The sequence below is a fragment of the Metabacillus sp. KH_069 genome, assembly GCF_057838075.1.
On the sequence record NZ_CM174460.1, the window covers coordinates 2058351 to 2079033 of the forward strand.

Consider the following 20683-nt stretch of genomic DNA (forward strand, 5'->3'; position numbering starts at 1 on the left):
GTGTAAGCATTTATTTATTCTGATTAGAAATGATCAAGGACATGCTTCTTATCTTAATGATGCAGGGATTTATTCGGCAGACTCCATTTATTCGTATAAGAGAGCACTCTGCATACCACAAGCAATACAAATAAGGTGTATAGTTGTATGGCAGACTCGGCAAGGTCAAATCCGATGACAAGACCGGCAAGGATTGCCCAAACTGCGTAAATTTCTGATTTTAACACAAGCGGTTTGCGTCCTGCCAAAAGGTCACGGATGATTCCGCCTCCGCTGCCCGTTAAGACAGCGGCTACAACAACTGCACTTATAGGGTGATTCATTTGTGTCGCATATAGGGCACCTTGAATGGCAAATGCGGATAATCCAATGGCATCCGTAAGATTTCCCCATTTCTGCCAGTGTTTAAGTAAGTTATTTGGAAATAAAAAAACGGTTGTCATTGCAATCAAAGCAATTTGAAAAAGCATTCCCTGTTCCCAAAGCGCAGATACCGGAACCCCGATCAGCAAATTTCTGATTGCACCGCCTCCAAATGCGGTAACGATTCCTAATATATATACCCCTAAAATATCATATTCTTCTTCCATCGCAACAATCGCTCCGCTGACAGCAAATGCAATCGTTCCAATGATGCTTAATACTTCCCAAGTCATGGCCTGAATCCCCTTTGCTAATACGCTCTCAAGATGTAACCGTCTTGATTTTATATGGCGTTATGGAGAAATGCAACCATTTTCTTTCATAAACCTTTCTATATAGGAAACAATTAGTGAATTCCTGTTTTTTTTGTTATGATGGTAGTGCAAAATTATTGCTGAAAAGGATGATACACGTTTGAAAGAGAACATATATTCTGAAATCGAAAAAGTCATTCTGGTTGGCTGTCAGCTTCCTAAATTAGATGACGAGGCCTTTCAATATACGATGAGCGAGCTTGCTTCATTAACGAAAACAGCAAATGGTGAAGTGATGATTCAGCTGTCTCAAAAGAGAGAAAGAATACATCCGGCTACATACATAGGAAAAGGCAAAGTTGAGGAGCTGATTGCTCTATCAGAAGAACTTGAACCGGATTTAATTATTTTTAACGATGAGCTTTCCCCAAGCCAGCAGCGAAATTTGACAGCTGCACTTGATATAAAAATAATCGACCGGACGCAATTAATTCTTGATATTTTTGCGACTCGTGCCAAATCAAGAGAAGGCAAGCTGCAGGTTGAACTTGCCCAGCTTCAATACTTATTGCCGAGACTGAGCGGACAAGGTATAAATCTATCCCGTCAAGGCGGAGGAATCGGTACTAGAGGACCAGGTGAAACTCAGCTTGAAACAGACAGAAGACATATTAGAAGCCGGATACATGAAATCAAACTGCAGCTTTCTGCTATAGTGAGCCACCGCAATCGGTACCGCGAAAGACGAAAAAAGAATCAGGCATTCCAAATTGCTCTCGTAGGCTATACCAATGCAGGCAAATCCACTCTTTTTAACAGAATTACAGACGCAGGCACATTTGAAGAGGATTTACTGTTTGCTACATTAGATCCAATGACAAGAAAAATGACGCTGCCTTCGGGGTATCAAGCCTTGCTTACAGATACCGTTGGGTTTATTCAGGATTTGCCGACTACGTTAGTTGCAGCATTCCGTTCTACTTTAGAAGAAGTGAAGGAAGCAGATCTGATTCTGCATATCGTTGACAGTTCAAACGATGACTATCAAAATCATGAAAAAACGGTATACAAGCTGCTTGATGAATTGAAGGTTTCAGCCATACCGGTTCTGACTGTATACAATAAAAAAGATAAGCAGTCAGTTGAGTTCGTTCCATCGCCAAAAGCTGAACATGTTCAAATCAGTGCTTTCAGTGAGAGTGACATAAGTCTTCTTAAAAAGAAGATACAATCTGTTTCAGTCGAACAAATGGAGCCATTCAGCATTGAAGTTCCTGCAAGTGAAGGCAGACTGCTGTCGCTTATAAAGACTGAAACGATGGTCGGGCATTTCATATTTAATGAAGAAACAAATCACTACGAAATACAAGGACATTATTTGACCGCACACTCAGTTGCCGGGCATATTCAGATGTACAATAGAAAGGGCAGCAGCAATGTTTAAACAACTAAAATTTGGTGAGAAAATATCACAGCTATCTAAACAGGCAGAAGAAAAAATCGCTCAGGTTCATAAAGAAATCGACGAAAAAATGGAGATCAATCAATATCGTGTTCTAAAAAGCTACAGAGATCACAGAGTCAGTGATTCGCACTTTATTCCCTCAACAGGCTACGGGTATGATGATCACGGGCGGGACACTCTTGAAAAAATATACGCTGATGTTTTTGGGGGAGAAGCGGGGCTTGTGCGTCCTCAAATTATTTCTGGCACACATGCAATCTCAATCGCCTTGTTTGGAGTTCTTCGTCCATTTGATGAGCTCCTTTACATAACTGGAAAACCATATGATACCCTTGAAGAGATTGTTGGAATTCGCGGGAGCGGAGTCGGTTCGCTCAGTGAATTTAAAATTGGCTATAAGGCAGTGGATCTAAAAGGCGACGGAAGCGTTGATTTCGAAGCAGTCAGAGCATCAATAACAGACAAAACAAAAATGATCGGCATTCAGCGTTCAAAAGGTTATGCAACTAGGCCGTCATACACAATTGCTGAAATTAAAGAAATGATTGATTTTGTCAAATCAATTAAGAAAGATATTGTTGTTTTCGTTGATAATTGCTACGGGGAATTTGTGGAGGAGCTTGAACCGTGTCATGCAGGTGCGGACTTAATGGCGGGTTCTTTAATTAAAAATCCCGGCGGCGGACTCGCTAAGACAGGAGGTTATTTAGTAGGAAGAACGGATTTAATTGAGGCATGCTCATACAGAATGACATCACCGGGCATCGGAGCAGAAGCGGGTGCTTCATTATACAGTCTTCAGGAAATGTATCAGGGCTTCTTCCTTGCGCCTCATGTAGTCGCACAAGCTCTTAAAGGGGCAGTATTTACCGCGGCAATCCTTGAAATGGCTGGGCTCAATACTAATCCTTCCTGGGATGCTGTCAGGACTGATTTAATTCAATCGGTTCAATTTAATCAGGCGGATTTAATGGTTGCTTTTTGTCAGGCCATTCAGTACGCATCCCCAATTAACTCACATGTCACGCCATACCCAAGTTATATGCCGGGCTATGAGAATGACGTCATAATGGCTGCAGGTACATTTATTCAGGGTGCAAGCATTGAACTATCAGCAGACGGACCGCTGCGGGCGCCCTTTACAGCCTATGTGCAGGGAGGATTAACTTATTCCCATGTGAAAATTGCCATATGTTCAGCTATAGACCATCTACTGCAAAAAGAACTAATCCATATTTAAATTCAATGTCATTTTTCCTAACATGTTGTTGACACATTATATGACATGGAATATAATAAGAATAAGTTAAGAAAAGGAGGGAATACAATGGGTGATACAATTCGACGCACGATGCCCTTATTCCCGATCGGAATTGTCATGCAGCTGACAGATCTCTCTGCCAGACAAATCCGATATTATGAAGAAAATGGCCTGATTTTTCCTGCAAGAACAGAAGGAAACAGACGATTATTTTCATTTAATGATGTAGACACACTACTTGAAATCAGAAGTCTTATTGAACAAGGCGTCAATATGGCAGGCATAAAGCAAATCTTTTCTAAAAAAGATGAACGATTTGAATTGCCGAATGATGAACAACCTAAGAAAGTGGAAAAACCGGATCTTTCTGATGCTGAACTGCGAAAATTGCTGAAAGCTGAGCTTATGCAGGCAGGGCGTTTTCAAAGATCATCTCTCAGACAGGGTGATATGTCGAGATTTTTTCACTGATGAACGTAAGCTTCACTTAAATTAAAATAAATATATCTTGGTATTGTTAGGAGAGGATTTTTCAAAATGGCAAAGTATACGAGAGAAGATATTGTACGATTAGTACAAGAAGAAAACGTAAAATATATCCGTTTGCAGTTTACGGACATTCTGGGAACAATTAAAAATGTTGAGATCCCGGTAAGTCAGCTTGAAAAAGCTTTAGACAACAAATGTATGTTTGATGGATCTTCAATCGAAGGCTTCGTCCGCATTGAGGAGTCTGATATGTATCTTTTCCCTGATATCGATACATTCGTTATCTTCCCATGGACTTCTGAAAAAGGAAAAGTAGCTCGTTTTATCTGTGATATTTACAGCCCGGATGGAACTCCATTTGACGGAGACCCTCGTAACAATTTAAGACGTATGCTGAAAGAAATGGAAGACCTTGGATTCACGGATTTCAATCTTGGACCAGAGCCTGAATTCTTCTTATTCAAACTTGATGAAAAAGGCGAACCTACTCTTGAATTAAATGATCATGGCGGCTACTTTGACTTAGCTCCTACTGACCTTGGGGAAAATTGCCGACGCGACATCGTGCTTGAACTTGAAGAGATGGGCTTTGAAATCGAAGCATCTCACCATGAGGTAGCTCCTGGACAGCATGAAATTGATTTCAAATATGCCGGTGCAGTAAGAGCATGTGATGACATCCAAACGTTTAAACTTGTTGTTAAAACAATTGCCCGCAAACACGGTCTGCATGCTACATTCATGCCAAAACCATTGTTTGGTGTAAACGGATCCGGAATGCACATGAACTTATCATTGTTCACTGACGGCGTAAATGCGTTTTATGACAAAAACAGCGACCTTGAATTAAGCGATACAGCTAAACACTTCATCGCCGGCATCATTAAGCATGCACCGAACTTTACGGCTGTTACTAACCCGACAGTTAACTCTTACAAGCGTTTAGTTCCAGGCTACGAGGCACCTTGCTACGTTGCATGGTCAGCACAAAACAGAAGTCCGTTAATTCGTATTCCAGCTTCACGCGGTCTAAGCACTCGTGTAGAAGTACGAAGCGTTGACCCTTCTGCAAACCCATACTTAGCAATGTCTGTATTGCTTGCAGCAGGTCTTGACGGAATCAAAAACAAGCTTGCCGCTCCAAAACCGATCGACCGCAACATCTATGTAATGACAAAAGAAGAGCGCGTAGAAAACGGAATCGTTGATCTTCCTGCTACACTTGCTCAAGCTCTTGACCTATTAAAAACAGATGAAGTCATCATCAATGCACTTGGAGAGCATTTGTTCGAACACTTCATGGAAGCAAAAGAAATTGAATGGGATATGTTCAGAACTCAAGTTCACCCTTGGGAAAGAGAACAGTATATGTCTCAATATTAATACCGCTAAAACCCCTCAGCAGATGCTGAGGGGTTTTATTCATTCATTCAGTTGAAAATTCGGAATAAATCAGTCGAGGTTTTCCGATTTTCGCTTATCAAGATAGTCTTTAAGCAGTCTCATGATTGCAAGTCCCGCAAGCACACTTCCTACCGCAATACCAGATAAAGCTACAACGAGGGAAATATATTCAAAGATAGAATATCCAGCAAGCTTACTCCACTCAATTTTTCCACGCCAGTCTTCAATCACCAGATTCATTCCGTAAATCCCTGAAATAACGGTATAGGTCGTTAAGATCAACAATAATGCATTATGACGCTTGCTTGCAAGCTTTTCCTGATTTTGATAGAGACTGTCCATCGTGTTTTTTACTTCTTTGTAAAGGGTTTTAATTTTGAAGCGATCTTTCATCATGACAGAAAGCTCTTGACCTTCAGAACGGCTGCTGATTTCAGAAAAAATATATTTCGCGGTGAAATTCGTAATCGATCTGATCAATTTGTCCATTTTATCTTGTTTTTGGTCAATATACAGCTGTGAATAGCTGTATGAAAGCTTTAAAAGGACAATTTTATAAAATAAATGCAGAATCATATTGTAATAAAGCTGGCCGTACATTTCTTCAGCTATCAGTTTTTCATTTTCGCTGTCTCTGCTAATACAAGTAAAGGTATGGTCGCTGATTATATGAAAACTGTCGGGGGACCATCTGTCATAAACATGGTCACTCACGTATTTATCAATATACTTTTGATTACTTGCTGAAATATATGGTTGATTATTGTGATTATATCCATTCATATGGCCGATTCGAAATAAATCGTTGTTTGTTATTTCTACATCAGGAGCAGTCATTAAAAAACTGGATACAAACATTCTTTCATCAATAAAATAGGGAAGGCTGCCCAAATAGGCCGATTGATCATTTTCGTTTTTTTCAATGAAGGGTACAATATAAGGGCAAAGTTCCTGGAAAATAAAATCCTGAATTCTATCAAACCGCTTTTCACCTGAATAAAGAACAGTCCCTTTTTCCTCCGTTATTGCAGGTTCGAGAACTCTGAAATGATCCATAAAATCAAGTGCATCGCTTAATGTAATTTCAGTACCGCTGCTATATGGTTCTGTTCGAATCGTAACCATGCCGATGGAGAATGGACAAAGATAAATATCAATCGAAAGGACCTTCATGGAAATTAAATTTCGGGCCGTCTCAAGACTGCAATCCAAATTTAACTGTTTGGAATAGCGGTTTATGGCTTTCTCTTTATATTTATCCGGAAATAATATTTGTTCGATGTAGGGCATAAAATAATGATTTAAGCGTTTATGCGGGATATCAATACTCCCGCCGTAATATTTAGTCTGCTGGCTGCTATCTTCAATTGAAAAAAATTCGAAGCCGTTTGTTTCCAGCTCATTAGTCAAAGGCTTTATGGAGTCCTTAGCCCACGAAAAAGGAAAAACAAATTGGGAATTCGTTCGCTGAACGATCATTTCATTATGTTTAAGTTCAGATATCATAGGCTACCTCTTCTAAATTTTATCAACTATTATCTTCCCCTTGTGGAACCGCATAAAACCCAAAATAAAAAATCTTTGCTGAGCAGCAAAGATTTTTTAATGGATATTACGGTACACCCCGATGACTTTTCCGAGAATCGTTACATTTCGCAGAATAATAGGTTCCATTGTTGAATTTTCAGGCTGAAGGCGAATGAAGTCTTTTTCTTTAAAGAAGCGTTTAACAGTTGCTTCATCATCTTCTGTCATGGCAACTACGATATCACCGTTATTTGCGGTCTTCTGCTGCTTGACAATAACCATATCCCCGTCCAGAATTCCAGCTTCTATCATACTGTCTCCCATAATTTCAAGCATGAATACTTGATCATCTGACGCTGCAAATGTATCTGGTAGCGGAAAATATTCCTCGACGTTTTCAATGGCTGTGATAGGTGAACCTGCTGTAACTTTACCGATAATCGGAACATTAATGACGCTTGCTCTCGGAATATGTGAAGTCTCTTCTTCAAGGATTTCAATAGCTCTCGGCTTAGTTGGATCGCGTCTGATAAGGCCCTTGCTCTCAAGCCTTGCCAGGTGACCGTGTACAGTTGAACTAGAAGCAAGGCCGACAGCTTCGCCAATTTCGCGTACAGAAGGCGGATAACCTTTTTTTTGAACTTCTAATTTGATGAAGTTTAAGATATCCTGCTGTCTTTTTGATAATTTTGTCATCTTTTGCACCTCGCGTCCTGTAATTTATGTTGATTATAGCATGTTTTTCCTGCGCATACAAACATAAGTTCGAAAAAATCCGTTGACAGAAACGTTTGTTCGCATTATACTAAAAATATCAAAAGTACGAACAAACATTCTATTTCGAGGTGGGGATTATGTTGAAAGAATCATTTTCTTATTTACTCTCATTTTTTATCGTCGTTATTGTCGCTGTCTTTGCTTTATCTTATACTGGTGAAAAAGACAGCATGGATCACTACGTAAATATAGAAGTTACTGAAGGGGACAGCATCTGGAGCATTGCAGACAAATTTCAAGAACATCATAATCTCTCTAAAACAGATTTTGTCGAGTGGGTTCAGGAAAAAAACGGCATGGAAACAGCAGTCATTAAACCTGGAGAACAAGTCTTTATACCAATTGAAAAAACAGCTTATTATGAGGTAAATCAAATAGCAAGCAAGAAATAGGGAAGTGAGAACACTGAACGCCATCATCTATTGCAGAGTCAGCACAGTGAAAGAAGAACAGGAAACATCACTTTTAAGGCAGAAGGAAGAATTAATCAAGCTTTCTGAGCAGAACAGCATGAATATACTAAAAGTGATTGAAGAACAGGCCAGCGGCTATGATATAGAAAGAGACGGGATATTTGAACTGTTCGACTGCATCAAAAATCAGCAGGTGGATGCAGTCCTGATCCAGGATGAAACAAGGCTTGGAAGAGGGAATGCCAGAATTGCACTCATTCATTTTCTGCTTAAAGAGGGGATAACCCTTTATTCAGTTACTCATAACGGCAGACTTCTGCTATCAGAGGCTGATTCCATGGTGCTTGAAATTGTGAGCATTGTAGAAGAATACCAAAGGAAGATTCACAATCTGAAAATCAAAAGAGGCATGCAGCGGGCAGTCAAAAATGGCTTTAAGCCTCAAAACAACCTTTCTAATATCCAACAAAGCCCCGGCAAAGACAAAAAAGAGCTTCCTATTTCAGAGATTGTCCGATTAAAGCAAAACAAACTGACCTTTGCCGAAATCGCCGCAACGTTAAGAGGCTTCGGCCACGATGTTTCAAAGGCCACGGTACATAGAAGATATCAGGAATATATGAAACAGTCAGGAGACCAATAAGTTGTCTTTTAAGGTCATTTTTAGTACGATAGCATAGTGAATCTACAAAAAGGAGTTACCAACATGCTTTCAAAAGAAAAAATGGCCAGAATTAATGAACTTTCCAAAAAGGCTAAATCAGCCGCATTATCAGCTGAAGAACTAAAAGAACAGCAAAGCCTTAGACAGGAATACCTGCAGGTGTTTCGCGGTTCTATGAAAAATACATTAAAAGGCGTTACAATCCTCGATCCAAACGGAACGGATGTCACACCTCAAAAATTAAAAGATGAGAAGAAGCGAAACCTTCATTAACAAAAGGAATACGTCAATTTATGATGTATTCCTTTTCAATTTGCACATAATACATTAGAATAGTTTCTTACACATCTTAATGCACTATTACATTTCATGCATAATGGTTGTATGATAAAGAGTGTACAGCTATGATAAGAAAGTAGAATGTTATTTCTGAAAGGATGATCAAATTATGTCACATTCAATTCAAGACTTATCTATTGCTACGATCCGAACATTATCGATCGATGCAATCGAGAAAGCAAATTCAGGACATCCTGGAATGCCTATGGGGGCAGCTCCAATGGCTTACGCACTTTGGACACAATATATGAATCATAATCCTAAAAACCCGGAGTGGTTTAACCGTGACCGTTTTGTCTTATCAGCAGGTCATGGCTCAATGCTTTTATATAGTCTGCTTCATTTATCAGGCTATGATCTTTCAATGGAAGATATTAAATCTTTCAGACAATGGGGAAGTAAAACTCCAGGCCACCCTGAATTCCATCACACTGCAGGTGTAGATGCAACTACGGGGCCATTAGGACAAGGTATCGGCATGGCCGTAGGAATGGCCATGGCAGAACGTCATCTGGCACATACATACAATAAAGAATCTTATCCTGTAGTAGATCACTACACATACGCTATTTGCGGAGATGGAGACTTGATGGAGGGTATTTCTTCCGAAGCAGCATCTCTTGCAGGACACCTGAAGCTTGGCAAATTAGTCGTTTTATACGATTCAAATGATATTTCGCTTGATGGCGACTTAGACCGCTCATTCTCTGAAAATGTTGAAGATCGTTTTAAGTCAATTGGATGGCAGGTTATCCGTGTTGAAGACGGCAATAATTTAGAAGAGATTTCTAAAGCTATTGAAGCCGCTAAACAAGATGAAACACGTCCAACATTAATTGAAGTGAAAACAACAATCGGGTACGGATCTCCAAATATGTCAGGTAAGTCTGACGTACATGGCAAGCCGCTTGGAATTGACGAAATTAAATTGACAAAAGAAGCTTACGCTTGGACATTTGAAGAAGACTTCTACGTTCCAGATGAAGTTTATGCTCATTTCAAGGAATCTGCCGAACAATTCGGATCTAAAAAAGAGCAGGAATGGAATTCTCTATTCGATAGCTACCAAAAAGAATATCCAGAGCTTGCTAAACAGCTGAACGCCGGCATTAAAGGCGAATTGCTTGAAAACTGGGATGCAGCGGTGCCTGTATATGAAGAAGGAAAAGCACTTGCATCACGTGCATCTTCAGGTGAGGTATTAAATGGTCTTGCTAAAAACATTCCTTATATCTTTGGAGGATCAGCTGATTTAGCGGGTTCTAACAACACATCGATAAAAGGTGCGGCAGATTTCACAGCTGAGGATTACAGCGGACGAAATATCTGGTTTGGTGTACGTGAATTTGCAATGGGTGCTGCGTTAAATGGCATGGCTTTGCATGGCGGCCTGCGAGTATATGGAGGTACATTCTTCGTATTCTCTGATTACCTCCGTCCGGCAATCAGATTAGCAGCTCTTATGGGACTTCCTGTTACGTATGTATTCACACATGACAGTATTGCCGTTGGGGAAGATGGACCAACTCATGAGCCGATTGAACAGCTTCCTTCTCTACGTGCAATGCCTAACTTATCCGTTATTCGTCCTGCAGATGGTAATGAAACTGCTGCAGCATGGCGTATTGCAATGGAGTCAGAAATGTCTCCAACTGCACTTGTTCTTACTAGACAAAACTTAAAAACAATTAAAGGCACCTCTGAAACTGCCTATGATGGTGTTTCTAAAGGAGCATATACAATCTCACCAAGTAAAAAGGAAACAGCGGATGCCCTGTTATTAGCTACAGGATCTGAAGTAGGCCTTGCTGTTGAAGCACAGGATGCGCTTCTTAAAGAAGGTATTGATGTTGCTGTTGTCAGCATGCCATCATGGAACCGATTTGAAAGTCAATCAAAAGAGTACCGTGATTCCGTTCTTCCTAAGACGGTTAAAAAACGTCTTGCGATTGAAATGGCAGCTCCGCTTGGCTGGGAACGCTATACAGGCGATGAAGGCGATGTTCTTGCCATCAACCAGTTCGGTGCATCTGCACCTGGAGATAAAATTATGAAAGAATACGGCTTTACTGTTGATAACGTAATGGCAAGAGTAAAAGCACTGCTTGAACAATAATCACCTCTGAGAGAGAACGATTTTGATCGTTCTCTCTTTTTCGACAAAAAAAGTGATGCATCCCTCTGTTATTTAGACAAATTTCTAATACTTCATTCCCTTATAATTGACGATAACAGTCATTTCGGAGGGGTGGAAGAATGAGGCACTATTATGTCTATTTAATAGAAGAGGAATTTGCGAACCACTTTTTTGGCCGAGAAGCGAAACTGTTCCATCTTTTTCAGGAATATCTCCGGACAAGCCCTGAGCAGCTGGAATTTAATCACCTATATAAGCAAATCAGATACGTAACGAAGTCCATTTCGGCTGAATCTATAGATCACATGATTGAATCAAGTTTAACGAACAGATACAATTATGCTCATATTGAAGGGCATCACCGCATCGACAGTGAATCCAAGCAGGGGAATGCCTTGCTTCAAGTAAGGGATCAATATATAGAAGTCACTTCTATTGGAAGCTTTGATATGGAAGCCATCTTTTTTGAAATACTCAGGAAAATTGACTCCTGTTTTTTGGCTATGGATTTCGAAGCAAAACGATACGGCTGGCTAAAACCGATAAAAGAAAGAAAATTTGTCTAAAAAGGCAGAAATTATGGAGTATTTGTTGTATAATATCCTATGGTTTAGTACACTGTAAAATAGACAACATGAAGGAGGAAATACGATGGATCTGTGGGTAGTCATTCTAGTAGGCGTTCTGGCATTAATTGCTGGAGTAGCACTAGGATTTTTCATTGCTCGCCAGTATATGATGAGTTACTTGAAGAAAAATCCGCCAATTAACGAGCAAATGTTAAAAATGATGATGATGCAAATGGGTATGAAACCATCCCAAAAGAAAATCAATCAAATGATGAAAATGATGAACAATCAAGCAAAATAAAAATTCCGTATGATGCGGGGTTTTTATATGATAAAAAGCACGCCCTGAGCGTGCTTTTTTGTATGGTTTTTAAGAATAAGTCATTCGTTTCATTGAACTGTAGCTATACCGATTGTATTCATTCAGCAAGTGATCGAGTTCCTGACTGTATTGAATGGACACGTTTGAATTAATTCCATTTTTCGTTGCGATATCGATCATTTCCGCCCGTTTTTTTTCAATAAGTTTCAATAATTCTTGTTTTGACACGAAAACTTGTCCTTTCTGTATGTAAGTTCTAACCGATCCTCTTGCTAATAATTTCTATTATATCCTAAATTGGAAAATAATTCGAAGGAAAAATAAGGATTTTATCAATTAATATATGACTATTATAAAGGTATCAGCTCCATGAAGAAATCCTTTTGCATAGATGTTAAGGAATTGACATAAAAATGTCACATAGTGAAACATATAATTCTTTGGATGTATTTGCTAGAATGAAATGTGACTCAACTAAGAGAGGAGGATTACACAAATGACAGATTTGAACTTGTTTTTAGCGTTTGGAGCTGGCTTTCTATCTTTTATTTCACCTTGCTGCCTGCCTTTATATCCTGCCTTTTTATCATACATAACTGGAGTATCGGTCGGTGAAATCAAAACAGAAAATGCTATGCTGCAAAAAAGGAGTTTTCTCCACACGCTATCCTTTTTGCTTGGCTTCTCCATTATTTTTATTGCGCTCGGTTTTGGCAGTTCATTTATCGGGGAATTCTTTTTTGAATATAAGGATTTAATCAGACAGATTGGCGCGATTCTCATTATTTTCTTTGGGTTAGTGATAGTTGGTGTTTTCCAGCCAAAGTTCTTAATGAAAGAACACCGTTTTGAATTGAAAAACAGACCATCGGGTTATTTTGGTTCTGTTCTTATAGGTCTTGCTTTTGCTGCTGGATGGACTCCTTGCACCGGACCGATCCTAACAGCCGTATTCGCTCTTACATTAAGCAACCCTGGATCTGCTATGCTCTACATGCTTGCTTATGTGCTTGGTTTTGCCATCCCTTTTCTAATTTTGGCGTTTTTTATTGGCAGACTTGGATGGATACGTAAACACAATTTGAAAATCATGAAATTCGGGGGCTGGCTGATGATTGTGATCGGAATCATGCTCTTTTTTAACTGGATGACACAGATTATTATCGTCTTCAGCAGAATGTTTGGAGGGTTTACAGGATTTTAGACCTAATTTTTTTCTTTTTTTAGGTCGTTTTTACTATCTTCTGCTCCTTTTTTTGATATAATAACTCATAGAATAATAGTATTTCTTTCGGTAACACTGTGAGGAGGAGCTTGTATGGCTAAAGTGCTGATAGTAGATGATGCCAAGTTTATGAGAGTGACATTATCTAAAATACTGACAAGCAATGGACATGAAATTGCTGGAGAAGCTGAAAATGGAGCAGAAGCCGTTCGTCTTTATCAAATATTGCAGCCGGATCTGGTTACGATGGATATCACAATGCCGGAAATGAACGGGATTGAAGCATTAAAAGAAATTAAAAAAGAATTTCCTGAATCGAAGATTATCATGTGTTCAGCGATGGGGCAGCAGAAAATGGTCGTTGAAGCAATTGAAGCTGGAGCGAAGGATTTCATCATTAAGCCATTTGATGAAACGAGAGTGTACGACGCCATTAATCGTGTTCTGGGTTAAATTCAAACTCTATTTATATCGAAGAACCATCGGAAATTTGACGAGATGGTTTTTTATTTTTGACTAATGTATATTATAATATAAGGAACTCCGTGAAAAGGATTGATCATGTTGGTCATTTACTCAACAATTATTGCAGTAGTTATGGCATTAGGTGTCATGATGATACGCATGAGAGCTTCTAAAAAGCCTGCAAGTGCCAGAAAGATTATTTTGCCGCCTATCTTTATGAGCACTGGTGCATTGATGTTTTTGCATCCTATGTTCAGAGTGACTCCGCTTGAATTTTTGGAAGCGATCACGCTTGGATGTATTTTCTCTATTTTTTTAATTAAAACATCAACATTTGAAGTGAAAGAAGACAAAATTTATTTAAAAAGATCTAAAGCTTTTGCGTTTATATTAATCGGTCTGCTGATCATTAGAATCGCATTGAAATTTTACTTGAGCAATACGATTGACGTTGGTGAACTGAGCGGTATGTTCTGGATTCTGGCGTTCGGAATGATTGTGCCCTGGCGCATTGCCATGTATCTTTCTTACCGGAAACTCGAAAATCAGCTCAACCCGCCAAATATCCAGGCTACTTGAAAAACCCGCCAGAGGATTCCGGCGGGTTTTTTTCATTGATTAAGTAGAATTTTGTGTTTTTCTTAAAATAATGCTCTGTAAGGTGTATGATCGATTTCTTTTTCTTTAAGTCTTTTTAGCAGGAATTTATGATCTCGTTTAGGTGTTGCTGTAATGTATCCGCGAATGACCAAGTCCTGAGTGATTTGATCTGCGTTTTCCTTTAATGCTATTTCCCCGATTTTGCCTGCAATTTTAGCTCTTGCGACATCTCTGAATAATTCAGGCACTGGTTCAACAAGATCTTCTAAAAGTTCTTTTTGCCTTGCATCCCAGAGGTGCCTTGTTTGCTGTATATAGTAATCTTCCCAATCAAGGTCTGATTTGCCATCCTCTTTAGGTAAACGCTTTAAGAATTTGCGGAACATAAAAAATCCGCCTATTCCGAGCATCCCTGCCAGGAAAACGACCCAAAAAAGGATAAACCATAAAAACCAGCCGTCTAACATCTTTCAAACCCCCGATCCATCCTGCAATCTGCCTTTATTATACACCACGAAAAAGGGGTTGGAAAGTTGTCTTAACCCGACTGAACCTGTTTTGAGAGCTCCAGCAGGGATTTTTTTATTGCATTGCGTTTATTTCGGTCTTTGCCTGATGAGATATGTCCGAGCAGCTCTGCATGTGCAATATAAAAAGAGCGCTTGTAAGACAGGTCAATGCGAATTGTGCCGGAATTTGTGGGAAGGTACAGAATTTCATACAGTAACGACATAAACGCTCCTCCTAATCAGCAGTTTCTTATTCATTATATGATTAAAAACGACTATAAAAAAGAATTATTTTCCTTATTATTGTAAAAATTTGATGAAACAACTTAAATTTTTTAGTTCTATTTACTCATAAAAAGAAACTCCCTGATCTCAGGAAGTTTCATCCGTTTCTTGAGTGAACTGAAAATAGAGGTTGCGGAGAACGAAGGTTTTGTATAATTTCAATTTCCGTCTTTCAATGGGATGTTTGGTGATCCCCATCTCTCTCAGTTTTTTCACATACCATCCTTTTGATCCGTAATAAGCCATAAGAAAACCCCTTTTTATATAGTTAGAAGAAAATATGATGAAAAGGAGTTTTTCAGAACAAGGACAGTCCATTATAAAGAAACTTTCAAGCCTCCCCAACATATATTGCTCTATAGGAGGCTCAGACATGGAGAAGTATTATTGTACAAATTGTATGCTGCTTTTAAACGATAACCAACAATGCACTCGCTGCGGGCACAATGAGATAAAAAAAATTGAAATAAATGTTCAAACCCATATCCCGAAAAATTCTGGATTAAAAAAGGAATCGGACTATTAACGGCGGCATCTTTTCAGGTGCCGTTTCGCTCGTTGCCTGCTCTGAATCCTGAACGGTCTTGTTTGTTTCATTAGATCCTGTATGAATGGAATTTCCGAAATTCACTACTCCGCCTGTAATTTGATGAATGACGAGACTTTTAATATACATACCCAAACCTTTCACGCTCCTTTTCAATACTAATATGCGAATTAAAAAGGACTTGTCTAAACCATCACCTACATGAAACTGAAAAATGGTCTTTCTTAAAGGCTCTGTTCGTAAATATTGTTGCTTTTAGACTAGAAGTTTAAAACCATTAGTGGATTGTGGCGGATAAACTTGACTCCTGCGGGAAAATAGAGCGAAATGGAAGACCTCGCAGGCTCGCCGAGGAGGCTTCCACGCTCCCCGCGGAAAGCAAGTTCCTGGAGCGGAAAGGAACAGACAACTTTATAATCAAAAACAACAATCTATGCGAAAACAGCCTTCTTAAAATATGATTTACTCAAAACAAAAAGCAAGACAATATCTTGCTTTAATTTGTAAATTGGACAGGGATGTGACACCCGGAACGGTCACAGCTGCCTTCTTTACATATTTTAACTTCCAGAATATCATTTGAAAAAAAGGCTTCTATCATTTTTTTCTCAAGTGAAAAAGGAAGAAGAATGGATCTTTCCAGCTGATCTTTGTCTTCATTTGCAGATAGAGAAGGATGGGCAGAAATGATTAGCGTTTCTTGATTGGTTACTATTTTTATATCTTCTGGATTAACATTTGTGAATTCTGCTTCTACGATATATTCATCACTTGTTTCAAATAAATCCACACGAAAAGAATGGTAATCAAGCAGAGCTGAGAATGGATCTGTGAAAAATTGATTCATCCAGTCTTCAATACAGCTTAGATCAGATGGCTTAGAACGCTTTTTTTTATCCATCTCATATTGACCTCCAAAAACCATACTACTTAAATCTTATTCAGTTCATAGACATTGCGTGAATGGAAGTAAAACAAATATAGAAGAGTAAAGGCAGTGAAAGGGTTTACAGTTATCAGCAGAAGAGTTTTCATACTTAATCTAAAATTGGAGGGGGCTATATAAAATATTTTATTATTAGTGAGGAGCGTTCATGCTTGGCCGTAAAAATAAAAATAGGTGAACGGATGCCTTATGCAGAGCCGTTCATTTTGCTGTATTTACATATCGTGATGAGAATTATGTTTTTGGCGGGTATGGTTGCGGTTCTTCACTTTTTTAGATCCGCTTAAAGGTTCAGGCTGACCCGGATTATCGCCTTTAGGTGCATTTTTGTGCATATCTTTGCTGTCATTTTTATTGGCCATGTTTTTTCACCATCCTTTCTAAATAGGATGAAACTTTTACGGTGCAAACATACAAGTTAAAGCCTGTATAATATGACCATTTATGTCCAACAATAAGCTACATATCAGCATTACTACAGGAGGGAATTATATGCCTTATCATAAGAATAAACAGCAGGCTTTTCAGGCTGCTCAGCAAGGAACCGCCCAGGCGGAAAATATGTATCAGCAGCTTTCAGAAGACAGTTCAGATTACGGCATTCAGCTCAGCCACTTAAGAGAAGAAGTGAATGAAGCATATGAACAAATTAACAATGCACTTGAAGTGGCTTCAGAAACACAGCGTGCAACTTTAGAGCAATACAGGAAAGATCTCTCAAGAATTGTCGCAGAAGTGAATATTGAGGAACAATAAGTTAAAAAACGACGGGAAATCCGTCGTTTTTTGATTACTGATTTTTTTTGCGTTTTTTATTATTATGCTTCTGAGCTGCAGTCAGAGGCTCATTCGAAAATTCCTCATTATATCCAGTCCCTTTTCCTTGTGCAGAAGCAGCATTCATGCCTTCTATAACATGGTTTGCTTTACGTTTTGCCATTGTCTTTCACCCCCATGGATATAGTGTTTGTTTCTTAGAGGAAATGATGTGCACGTTTACAATTCTTTATATTAAAAAAGTACTGAAGTTTACAACTATAAGAACTACTTATGTAGTTTGATAACAGCATTGTTATTTACTTATGTTAAAACATGTATTAAGATGAAATTGTGCGAATAATTTGGTGGGAGAGACCGAGGTTTCGACACACGTCGATTTTGATTTAAAAGGGGAGAAAACATATGACGAAACAACAGCAATTATCACATCACGATGTTTTCCAAGCGCGTAAAAGTTTTACAGTAGGCGGAAAAACATACAACTATTACTCATTAAAAGCATTAGAAGATGCAGGAGTCGGTAATATTTCGAAATTGCCATACTCCATTAAGGTTCTGCTTGAGTCTGTATTAAGACAAGTAGACGGAAGAGTCATCACAAAAGAGCATGTTGAAAATTTAGCGAAATGGGGAACTGCAGAGCAAAAAGAGCTTGATGTGCCATTTAAGCCATCACGTGTTATTCTGCAGGATTTCACAGGCGTTCCGGCTGTAGTAGACCTTGCTTCACTTCGTAAGGCAATGGCAGACATTGGCGGCAACCCTGACGTTATTAATCCTGAAATTACAGTGGACTTGGTCATCGACCACTCTGTACAGGTTGATAAAGCGGGAACAATGGACTCCCTGCAATTCAATATGGAACTTGAATTCGAACGCAACGCTGAGCGCTATAAATTTTTGAGCTGGGCAAAGAAAGCGTTTAATAATTACCGAGCTGTACCTCCTGCAACTGGAATCGTTCACCAAGTAAACCTTGAGTACCTGGCAAACGTTGTTCATGCAGTTGAAGGCGAAGACGGTACATTTGAAACATATCCAGATTCATTAGTAGGAACGGATTCACATACTACAATGATCAACGGCATCGGCGTATTAGGATGGGGTGTCGGCGGCATTGAGGCTGAAGCTGGAATGCTTGGACAGCCATCATATTTCCCTGTTCCTGAAGTAATCGGAGTAAAATTGACTGGCCAAATGCCAAATGGCACTACGGCTACTGACCTAGCGCTTAAAGTAACTCAAGTCCTTCGTCAAAAAGGCGTTGTAGGCAAGTTTGTTGAATTCTTCGGACCTGGTGTACCTCAGCTTCCGCTTGCAGACCGTGCAACAATTGCCAACATGGCACCTGAATACGGCGCAACTTGCGGTTTCTTCCCGGTAGATGATGAATCACTTGAATACATGAAGTTAACTGGCCGTGACAAGGAGCTTGTCGATGTTGTTGAAGCATACTGCAAAGAAAATGAATTGTTCTTCTCACCAGATGTAGAGCCAGTCTACACATCTGTTGTTGAAATTGACCTTTCTGAGATTGAAGCAAATCTTTCAGGTCCTAAGCGTCCTCAAGATTTAATTCCTCTATCAGCTATGCAGAAATCGTTCCAGACAGCTCTTGCTGCTCCAGCAGGCAACCAGGGATTCGGTTTAGAAGCAGCAGAAGCAAATAAGGAAATCAGCGTAACGCTTGCAAACGGTGAAGAAACAAAAATGAAAACTGGGGCAATTGCTATTGCTGCGATTACAAGCTGCACAAACACTTCTAATCCATATGTATTGGTTGGAGCTGGTTTAGTAGCTAAAAAAGCAATCGAAAAAGGCATGAAGGTTCCTGCTTATGTGAAAACTTCTCTAGCTCCAGGCTCAAAAGTTGTAACAGGCTACCTTGAGAACTCAGGTTTGCTTCCATATATGAACCAATTGGGCTTCAATGTTGTCGGTTATGGATGTACAACATGCATCGGGAACTCTGGTCCGCTTGCAGAAGAGATTGAAAAAGCAGTTGCTGAAAATGACTTGCTTGTGACTTCCGTTCTTTCAGGAAACCGTAACTTTGAAGGAAGAATTCACCCGCTTGTAAAAGGGAACTATTTGGCTTCACCTCCGTTAGTTGTAGCTTACGCTTTAGCTGGAACAGTAAATATTGATCTTAAAAATGATTCATTGGGTAAAGACAAGGATGGCAATGATGTTTTCTTCAACGATATCTGGCCTTCAATGGACGAAATCAATGAGATTGTAAAACAAACGGTAACACCGGAGCTCTTCCGTCAGGAATATGGCAGAGTATTTGATGATAACGAGCGCTGGAATGCGATTCAGACGACAGATGAGGCATTGTATCAATGGGATCAGGATTCCACTTACATTCAAAATCCTCCTTTCTTTGAAAACTTAAATCCAGAGCCGGGTCTAGTTGAGCCGCTTACGAACTTGCGCGTTGTTGCAAAATTCGGAGATTCAGTTACAACTGATCATATCTCGCCAGCCGGTTCAATCGGAAAAGATACTCCTGCAGGCCGTTACCTTCAGGAAAAAGGCGTCAGCCCGAGAGAATTTAACTCATACGGATCTCGCCGCGGAAATCATGAAGTGATGATGCGCGGAACATTTGCTAATATCCGCATCAAAAACCAAGTAGCACCTGGAACAGAGGGCGGCTACACAACTTACTGGCCAACAGGCGAAGTGACTTCTATCTATGACGCTTGCATGAAGTACAAACAAGACGGAACAGGTCTTGTCGTTCTTGCCGGCAAAGATTATGGTATGGGAAGCTCACGTGACTGGGCAGCAAAAGGCACAAACCTTTTGGGCATTAAAACAGTTATTGCTGAAAGCTTTGAGCGTATTCACAGAAGCAACCTTGTTTTCATGGGTGTTCTGCCGCTTCAGTTCAAGCAGGGTGAAAGTGCTGAAGTGCTTGGCTTAACTGGTAAAGAAACAATCGAAGTTCTGATTGATGAGACAGTTAAACCTCGCGACCATGTTCAAGTAAGAGCAACTGATGAAGAAGGCAGCGTAAAAGAATTTGAAGTGCTTGTCCGTTTCGACAGTGATGTTGAAGTTGACTACTACCGTCACGGCGGCATCCTTCAAATGGTATTGCGCGAAAAAATTAAAGGCTAAATGATGAAAAGGACGGAGTTTCCGTCCTTTTTTTTCGTGGATTTATTGTCCTTTTTAAAAAGAGATGATTTAATAAAATAGAACGTATATAGGTGGTTGTCCTACTATCATCATCCTTACATATTATTGAGTTATAAGGGATAAGCAGCAAGG

The 20683-nt window shown here is 39.5% G+C and carries 26 protein-coding genes; 15 read left to right on the forward strand and 11 right to left on the reverse strand.

Annotation, left to right across the window (positions count from 1 at the left end; translation table 11 throughout):
• Positions 1 to 53: 53 nt before the first annotated feature.
• Entirely contained in the window at positions 54 to 656 is a 603-nt protein-coding gene (locus AC3ISE_RS10150; protein WP_070877337.1) for a trimeric intracellular cation channel family protein, read from the reverse strand.
• 181 nt (positions 657 to 837) lie between these two features.
• Here AC3ISE_RS10150 and hflX point away from each other — a divergent pair, with 181 nt between their 5' ends.
• The 4 genes from hflX (at position 838) to glnA (ending at position 5275) form a co-directional block, all read left to right on the forward strand.
• A complete protein-coding gene (gene hflX / locus AC3ISE_RS10155; protein WP_489224081.1) occupies positions 838 to 2121 on the forward strand; it encodes a GTPase HflX in 1284 nt (427 codons plus the stop codon).
• Positions 2114 to 3382, forward strand: a complete 1269-nt coding sequence (locus tag AC3ISE_RS10160; protein ID WP_489224082.1) for a methionine gamma-lyase family protein — start codon at positions 2114 to 2116, stop codon at positions 3380 to 3382. Before hflX ends, AC3ISE_RS10160 begins: the two co-directional genes overlap by 8 nt.
• Before the next feature lie 87 nt (positions 3383 to 3469).
• The gene (locus AC3ISE_RS10165; protein ID WP_489224083.1) at positions 3470 to 3874 is read left to right on the forward strand and encodes a MerR family transcriptional regulator; all 405 of its coding nucleotides are present in this window, start codon (positions 3470 to 3472) and stop codon (positions 3872 to 3874) included.
• Between the two features lie 66 nt (positions 3875 to 3940).
• On the forward strand, positions 3941 to 5275 hold the full coding sequence (glnA, locus tag AC3ISE_RS10170; RefSeq protein WP_489224084.1) for a type I glutamate--ammonia ligase: 1335 nt from the start codon (positions 3941 to 3943) through the stop codon (positions 5273 to 5275).
• Positions 5276 to 5344: 69 nt separating this feature from the next.
• Here the strand turns inward: glnA and AC3ISE_RS10175 are convergent, their stop codons facing one another.
• A complete protein-coding gene (locus AC3ISE_RS10175; protein WP_489224085.1) occupies positions 5345 to 6802 on the reverse strand; it encodes a hypothetical protein in 1458 nt (485 codons plus the stop codon).
• Positions 6803 to 6898: 96 nt separating this feature from the next.
• Positions 6899 to 7519: a transcriptional repressor LexA gene (gene lexA, locus AC3ISE_RS10180; RefSeq protein ID WP_070877342.1), complete on the reverse strand. Its 621-nt coding sequence runs from the start codon at positions 7517 to 7519 to the stop codon at positions 6899 to 6901.
• A 158-nt stretch (positions 7520 to 7677) separates the two neighbouring features.
• Between lexA and yneA the strand changes: the two genes are divergently transcribed.
• From yneA to AC3ISE_RS10210, 6 genes are all read left to right on the forward strand, one after another.
• Positions 7678 to 7992 (forward strand): cell division suppressor protein YneA, encoded by a 315-nt coding sequence (yneA, locus tag AC3ISE_RS10185; RefSeq protein WP_489224086.1) that lies wholly within the window; start codon positions 7678 to 7680, stop codon positions 7990 to 7992.
• Positions 7993 to 8005: 13 nt separating this feature from the next.
• Positions 8006 to 8656: a YneB family resolvase-like protein gene (locus AC3ISE_RS10190; protein ID WP_489224310.1), complete on the forward strand. Its 651-nt coding sequence runs from the start codon at positions 8006 to 8008 to the stop codon at positions 8654 to 8656.
• A 63-nt stretch (positions 8657 to 8719) separates the two neighbouring features.
• Positions 8720 to 8950 (forward strand): DUF896 domain-containing protein, encoded by a 231-nt coding sequence (locus AC3ISE_RS10195; protein WP_070877344.1) that lies wholly within the window; start codon positions 8720 to 8722, stop codon positions 8948 to 8950.
• A gap of 175 nt (positions 8951 to 9125) precedes the next feature.
• Complete coding sequence (gene tkt, locus AC3ISE_RS10200) at positions 9126 to 11132, forward strand: transketolase (RefSeq protein ID WP_489224087.1); 2007 nt, start codon at positions 9126 to 9128, stop codon at positions 11130 to 11132.
• Positions 11133 to 11272: 140 nt separating this feature from the next.
• Positions 11273 to 11719: a sporulation inhibitor of replication protein SirA gene (gene sirA, locus AC3ISE_RS10205; protein WP_070877346.1), complete on the forward strand. Its 447-nt coding sequence runs from the start codon at positions 11273 to 11275 to the stop codon at positions 11717 to 11719.
• A gap of 85 nt (positions 11720 to 11804) precedes the next feature.
• Complete coding sequence (locus AC3ISE_RS10210; RefSeq protein ID WP_070877347.1) at positions 11805 to 12023, forward strand: YneF family protein; 219 nt, start codon at positions 11805 to 11807, stop codon at positions 12021 to 12023.
• A gap of 69 nt (positions 12024 to 12092) precedes the next feature.
• Here the strand turns inward: AC3ISE_RS10210 and AC3ISE_RS10215 are convergent, their stop codons facing one another.
• The gene (locus AC3ISE_RS10215) at positions 12093 to 12272 is read right to left on the reverse strand and encodes an aspartyl-phosphate phosphatase Spo0E family protein (RefSeq protein WP_133310952.1); all 180 of its coding nucleotides are present in this window, start codon (positions 12270 to 12272) and stop codon (positions 12093 to 12095) included.
• Between the two features lie 268 nt (positions 12273 to 12540).
• Between AC3ISE_RS10215 and AC3ISE_RS10220 the strand changes: the two genes are divergently transcribed.
• The 3 genes from AC3ISE_RS10220 (at position 12541) to AC3ISE_RS10230 (ending at position 14313) form a co-directional block, all read left to right on the forward strand.
• Positions 12541 to 13248 carry a cytochrome c biogenesis CcdA family protein gene (locus AC3ISE_RS10220; protein WP_489224088.1) on the forward strand — a complete coding sequence of 236 codons (708 nt, stop codon included), beginning with the start codon at positions 12541 to 12543 and terminating at the stop codon, positions 13246 to 13248.
• 114 nt (positions 13249 to 13362) lie between these two features.
• On the forward strand, positions 13363 to 13722 hold the full coding sequence (locus AC3ISE_RS10225; RefSeq protein ID WP_489224089.1) for a response regulator: 360 nt from the start codon (positions 13363 to 13365) through the stop codon (positions 13720 to 13722).
• Positions 13723 to 13830: 108 nt separating this feature from the next.
• Positions 13831 to 14313 (forward strand): CcdC family protein, encoded by a 483-nt coding sequence (locus tag AC3ISE_RS10230; RefSeq protein WP_489224090.1) that lies wholly within the window; start codon positions 13831 to 13833, stop codon positions 14311 to 14313.
• Between the two features lie 62 nt (positions 14314 to 14375).
• On the opposite strand, the gene AC3ISE_RS10235 is transcribed toward AC3ISE_RS10230, so the two are convergent.
• The 6 genes from AC3ISE_RS10235 to AC3ISE_RS10260 form a co-directional block, all read right to left on the reverse strand.
• Positions 14376 to 14801, reverse strand: a complete 426-nt coding sequence (locus AC3ISE_RS10235; RefSeq protein ID WP_070877351.1) for a DUF2621 domain-containing protein — start codon at positions 14799 to 14801, stop codon at positions 14376 to 14378.
• A gap of 71 nt (positions 14802 to 14872) precedes the next feature.
• Positions 14873 to 15067, reverse strand: a complete 195-nt coding sequence (locus tag AC3ISE_RS10240; protein WP_489224091.1) for a hypothetical protein — start codon at positions 15065 to 15067, stop codon at positions 14873 to 14875.
• A gap of 148 nt (positions 15068 to 15215) precedes the next feature.
• A complete protein-coding gene (locus AC3ISE_RS10245) occupies positions 15216 to 15374 on the reverse strand; it encodes a YflJ family protein (RefSeq protein ID WP_489224092.1) in 159 nt (52 codons plus the stop codon).
• A gap of 256 nt (positions 15375 to 15630) precedes the next feature.
• Positions 15631 to 15810, reverse strand: coding sequence for a hypothetical protein (locus AC3ISE_RS10250; protein ID WP_489224093.1), 180 nt, complete (start codon positions 15808 to 15810; stop codon positions 15631 to 15633).
• A gap of 361 nt (positions 15811 to 16171) precedes the next feature.
• A complete protein-coding gene (locus tag AC3ISE_RS10255) occupies positions 16172 to 16576 on the reverse strand; it encodes an Hsp20/alpha crystallin family protein (RefSeq protein WP_489224094.1) in 405 nt (134 codons plus the stop codon).
• A 260-nt stretch (positions 16577 to 16836) separates the two neighbouring features.
• Positions 16837 to 16983: a small acid-soluble spore protein P gene (locus tag AC3ISE_RS10260; protein ID WP_070877355.1), complete on the reverse strand. Its 147-nt coding sequence runs from the start codon at positions 16981 to 16983 to the stop codon at positions 16837 to 16839.
• A gap of 130 nt (positions 16984 to 17113) precedes the next feature.
• Here AC3ISE_RS10260 and AC3ISE_RS10265 point away from each other — a divergent pair, with 130 nt between their 5' ends.
• Positions 17114 to 17377 carry a hypothetical protein gene (locus AC3ISE_RS10265; protein ID WP_191556957.1) on the forward strand — a complete coding sequence of 88 codons (264 nt, stop codon included), beginning with the start codon at positions 17114 to 17116 and terminating at the stop codon, positions 17375 to 17377.
• Positions 17378 to 17411: 34 nt separating this feature from the next.
• Here the strand turns inward: AC3ISE_RS10265 and sspO are convergent, their stop codons facing one another.
• On the reverse strand, positions 17412 to 17561 hold the full coding sequence (gene sspO, locus AC3ISE_RS10270) for a small acid-soluble spore protein SspO (RefSeq protein WP_489224095.1): 150 nt from the start codon (positions 17559 to 17561) through the stop codon (positions 17412 to 17414).
• Positions 17562 to 17803: 242 nt separating this feature from the next.
• Between sspO and acnA the strand changes: the two genes are divergently transcribed.
• Positions 17804 to 20530 carry an aconitate hydratase AcnA gene (gene acnA, locus AC3ISE_RS10275; protein ID WP_489224096.1) on the forward strand — a complete coding sequence of 909 codons (2727 nt, stop codon included), beginning with the start codon at positions 17804 to 17806 and terminating at the stop codon, positions 20528 to 20530.
• The last annotated feature ends 153 nt before the right edge of the window (positions 20531 to 20683 follow it).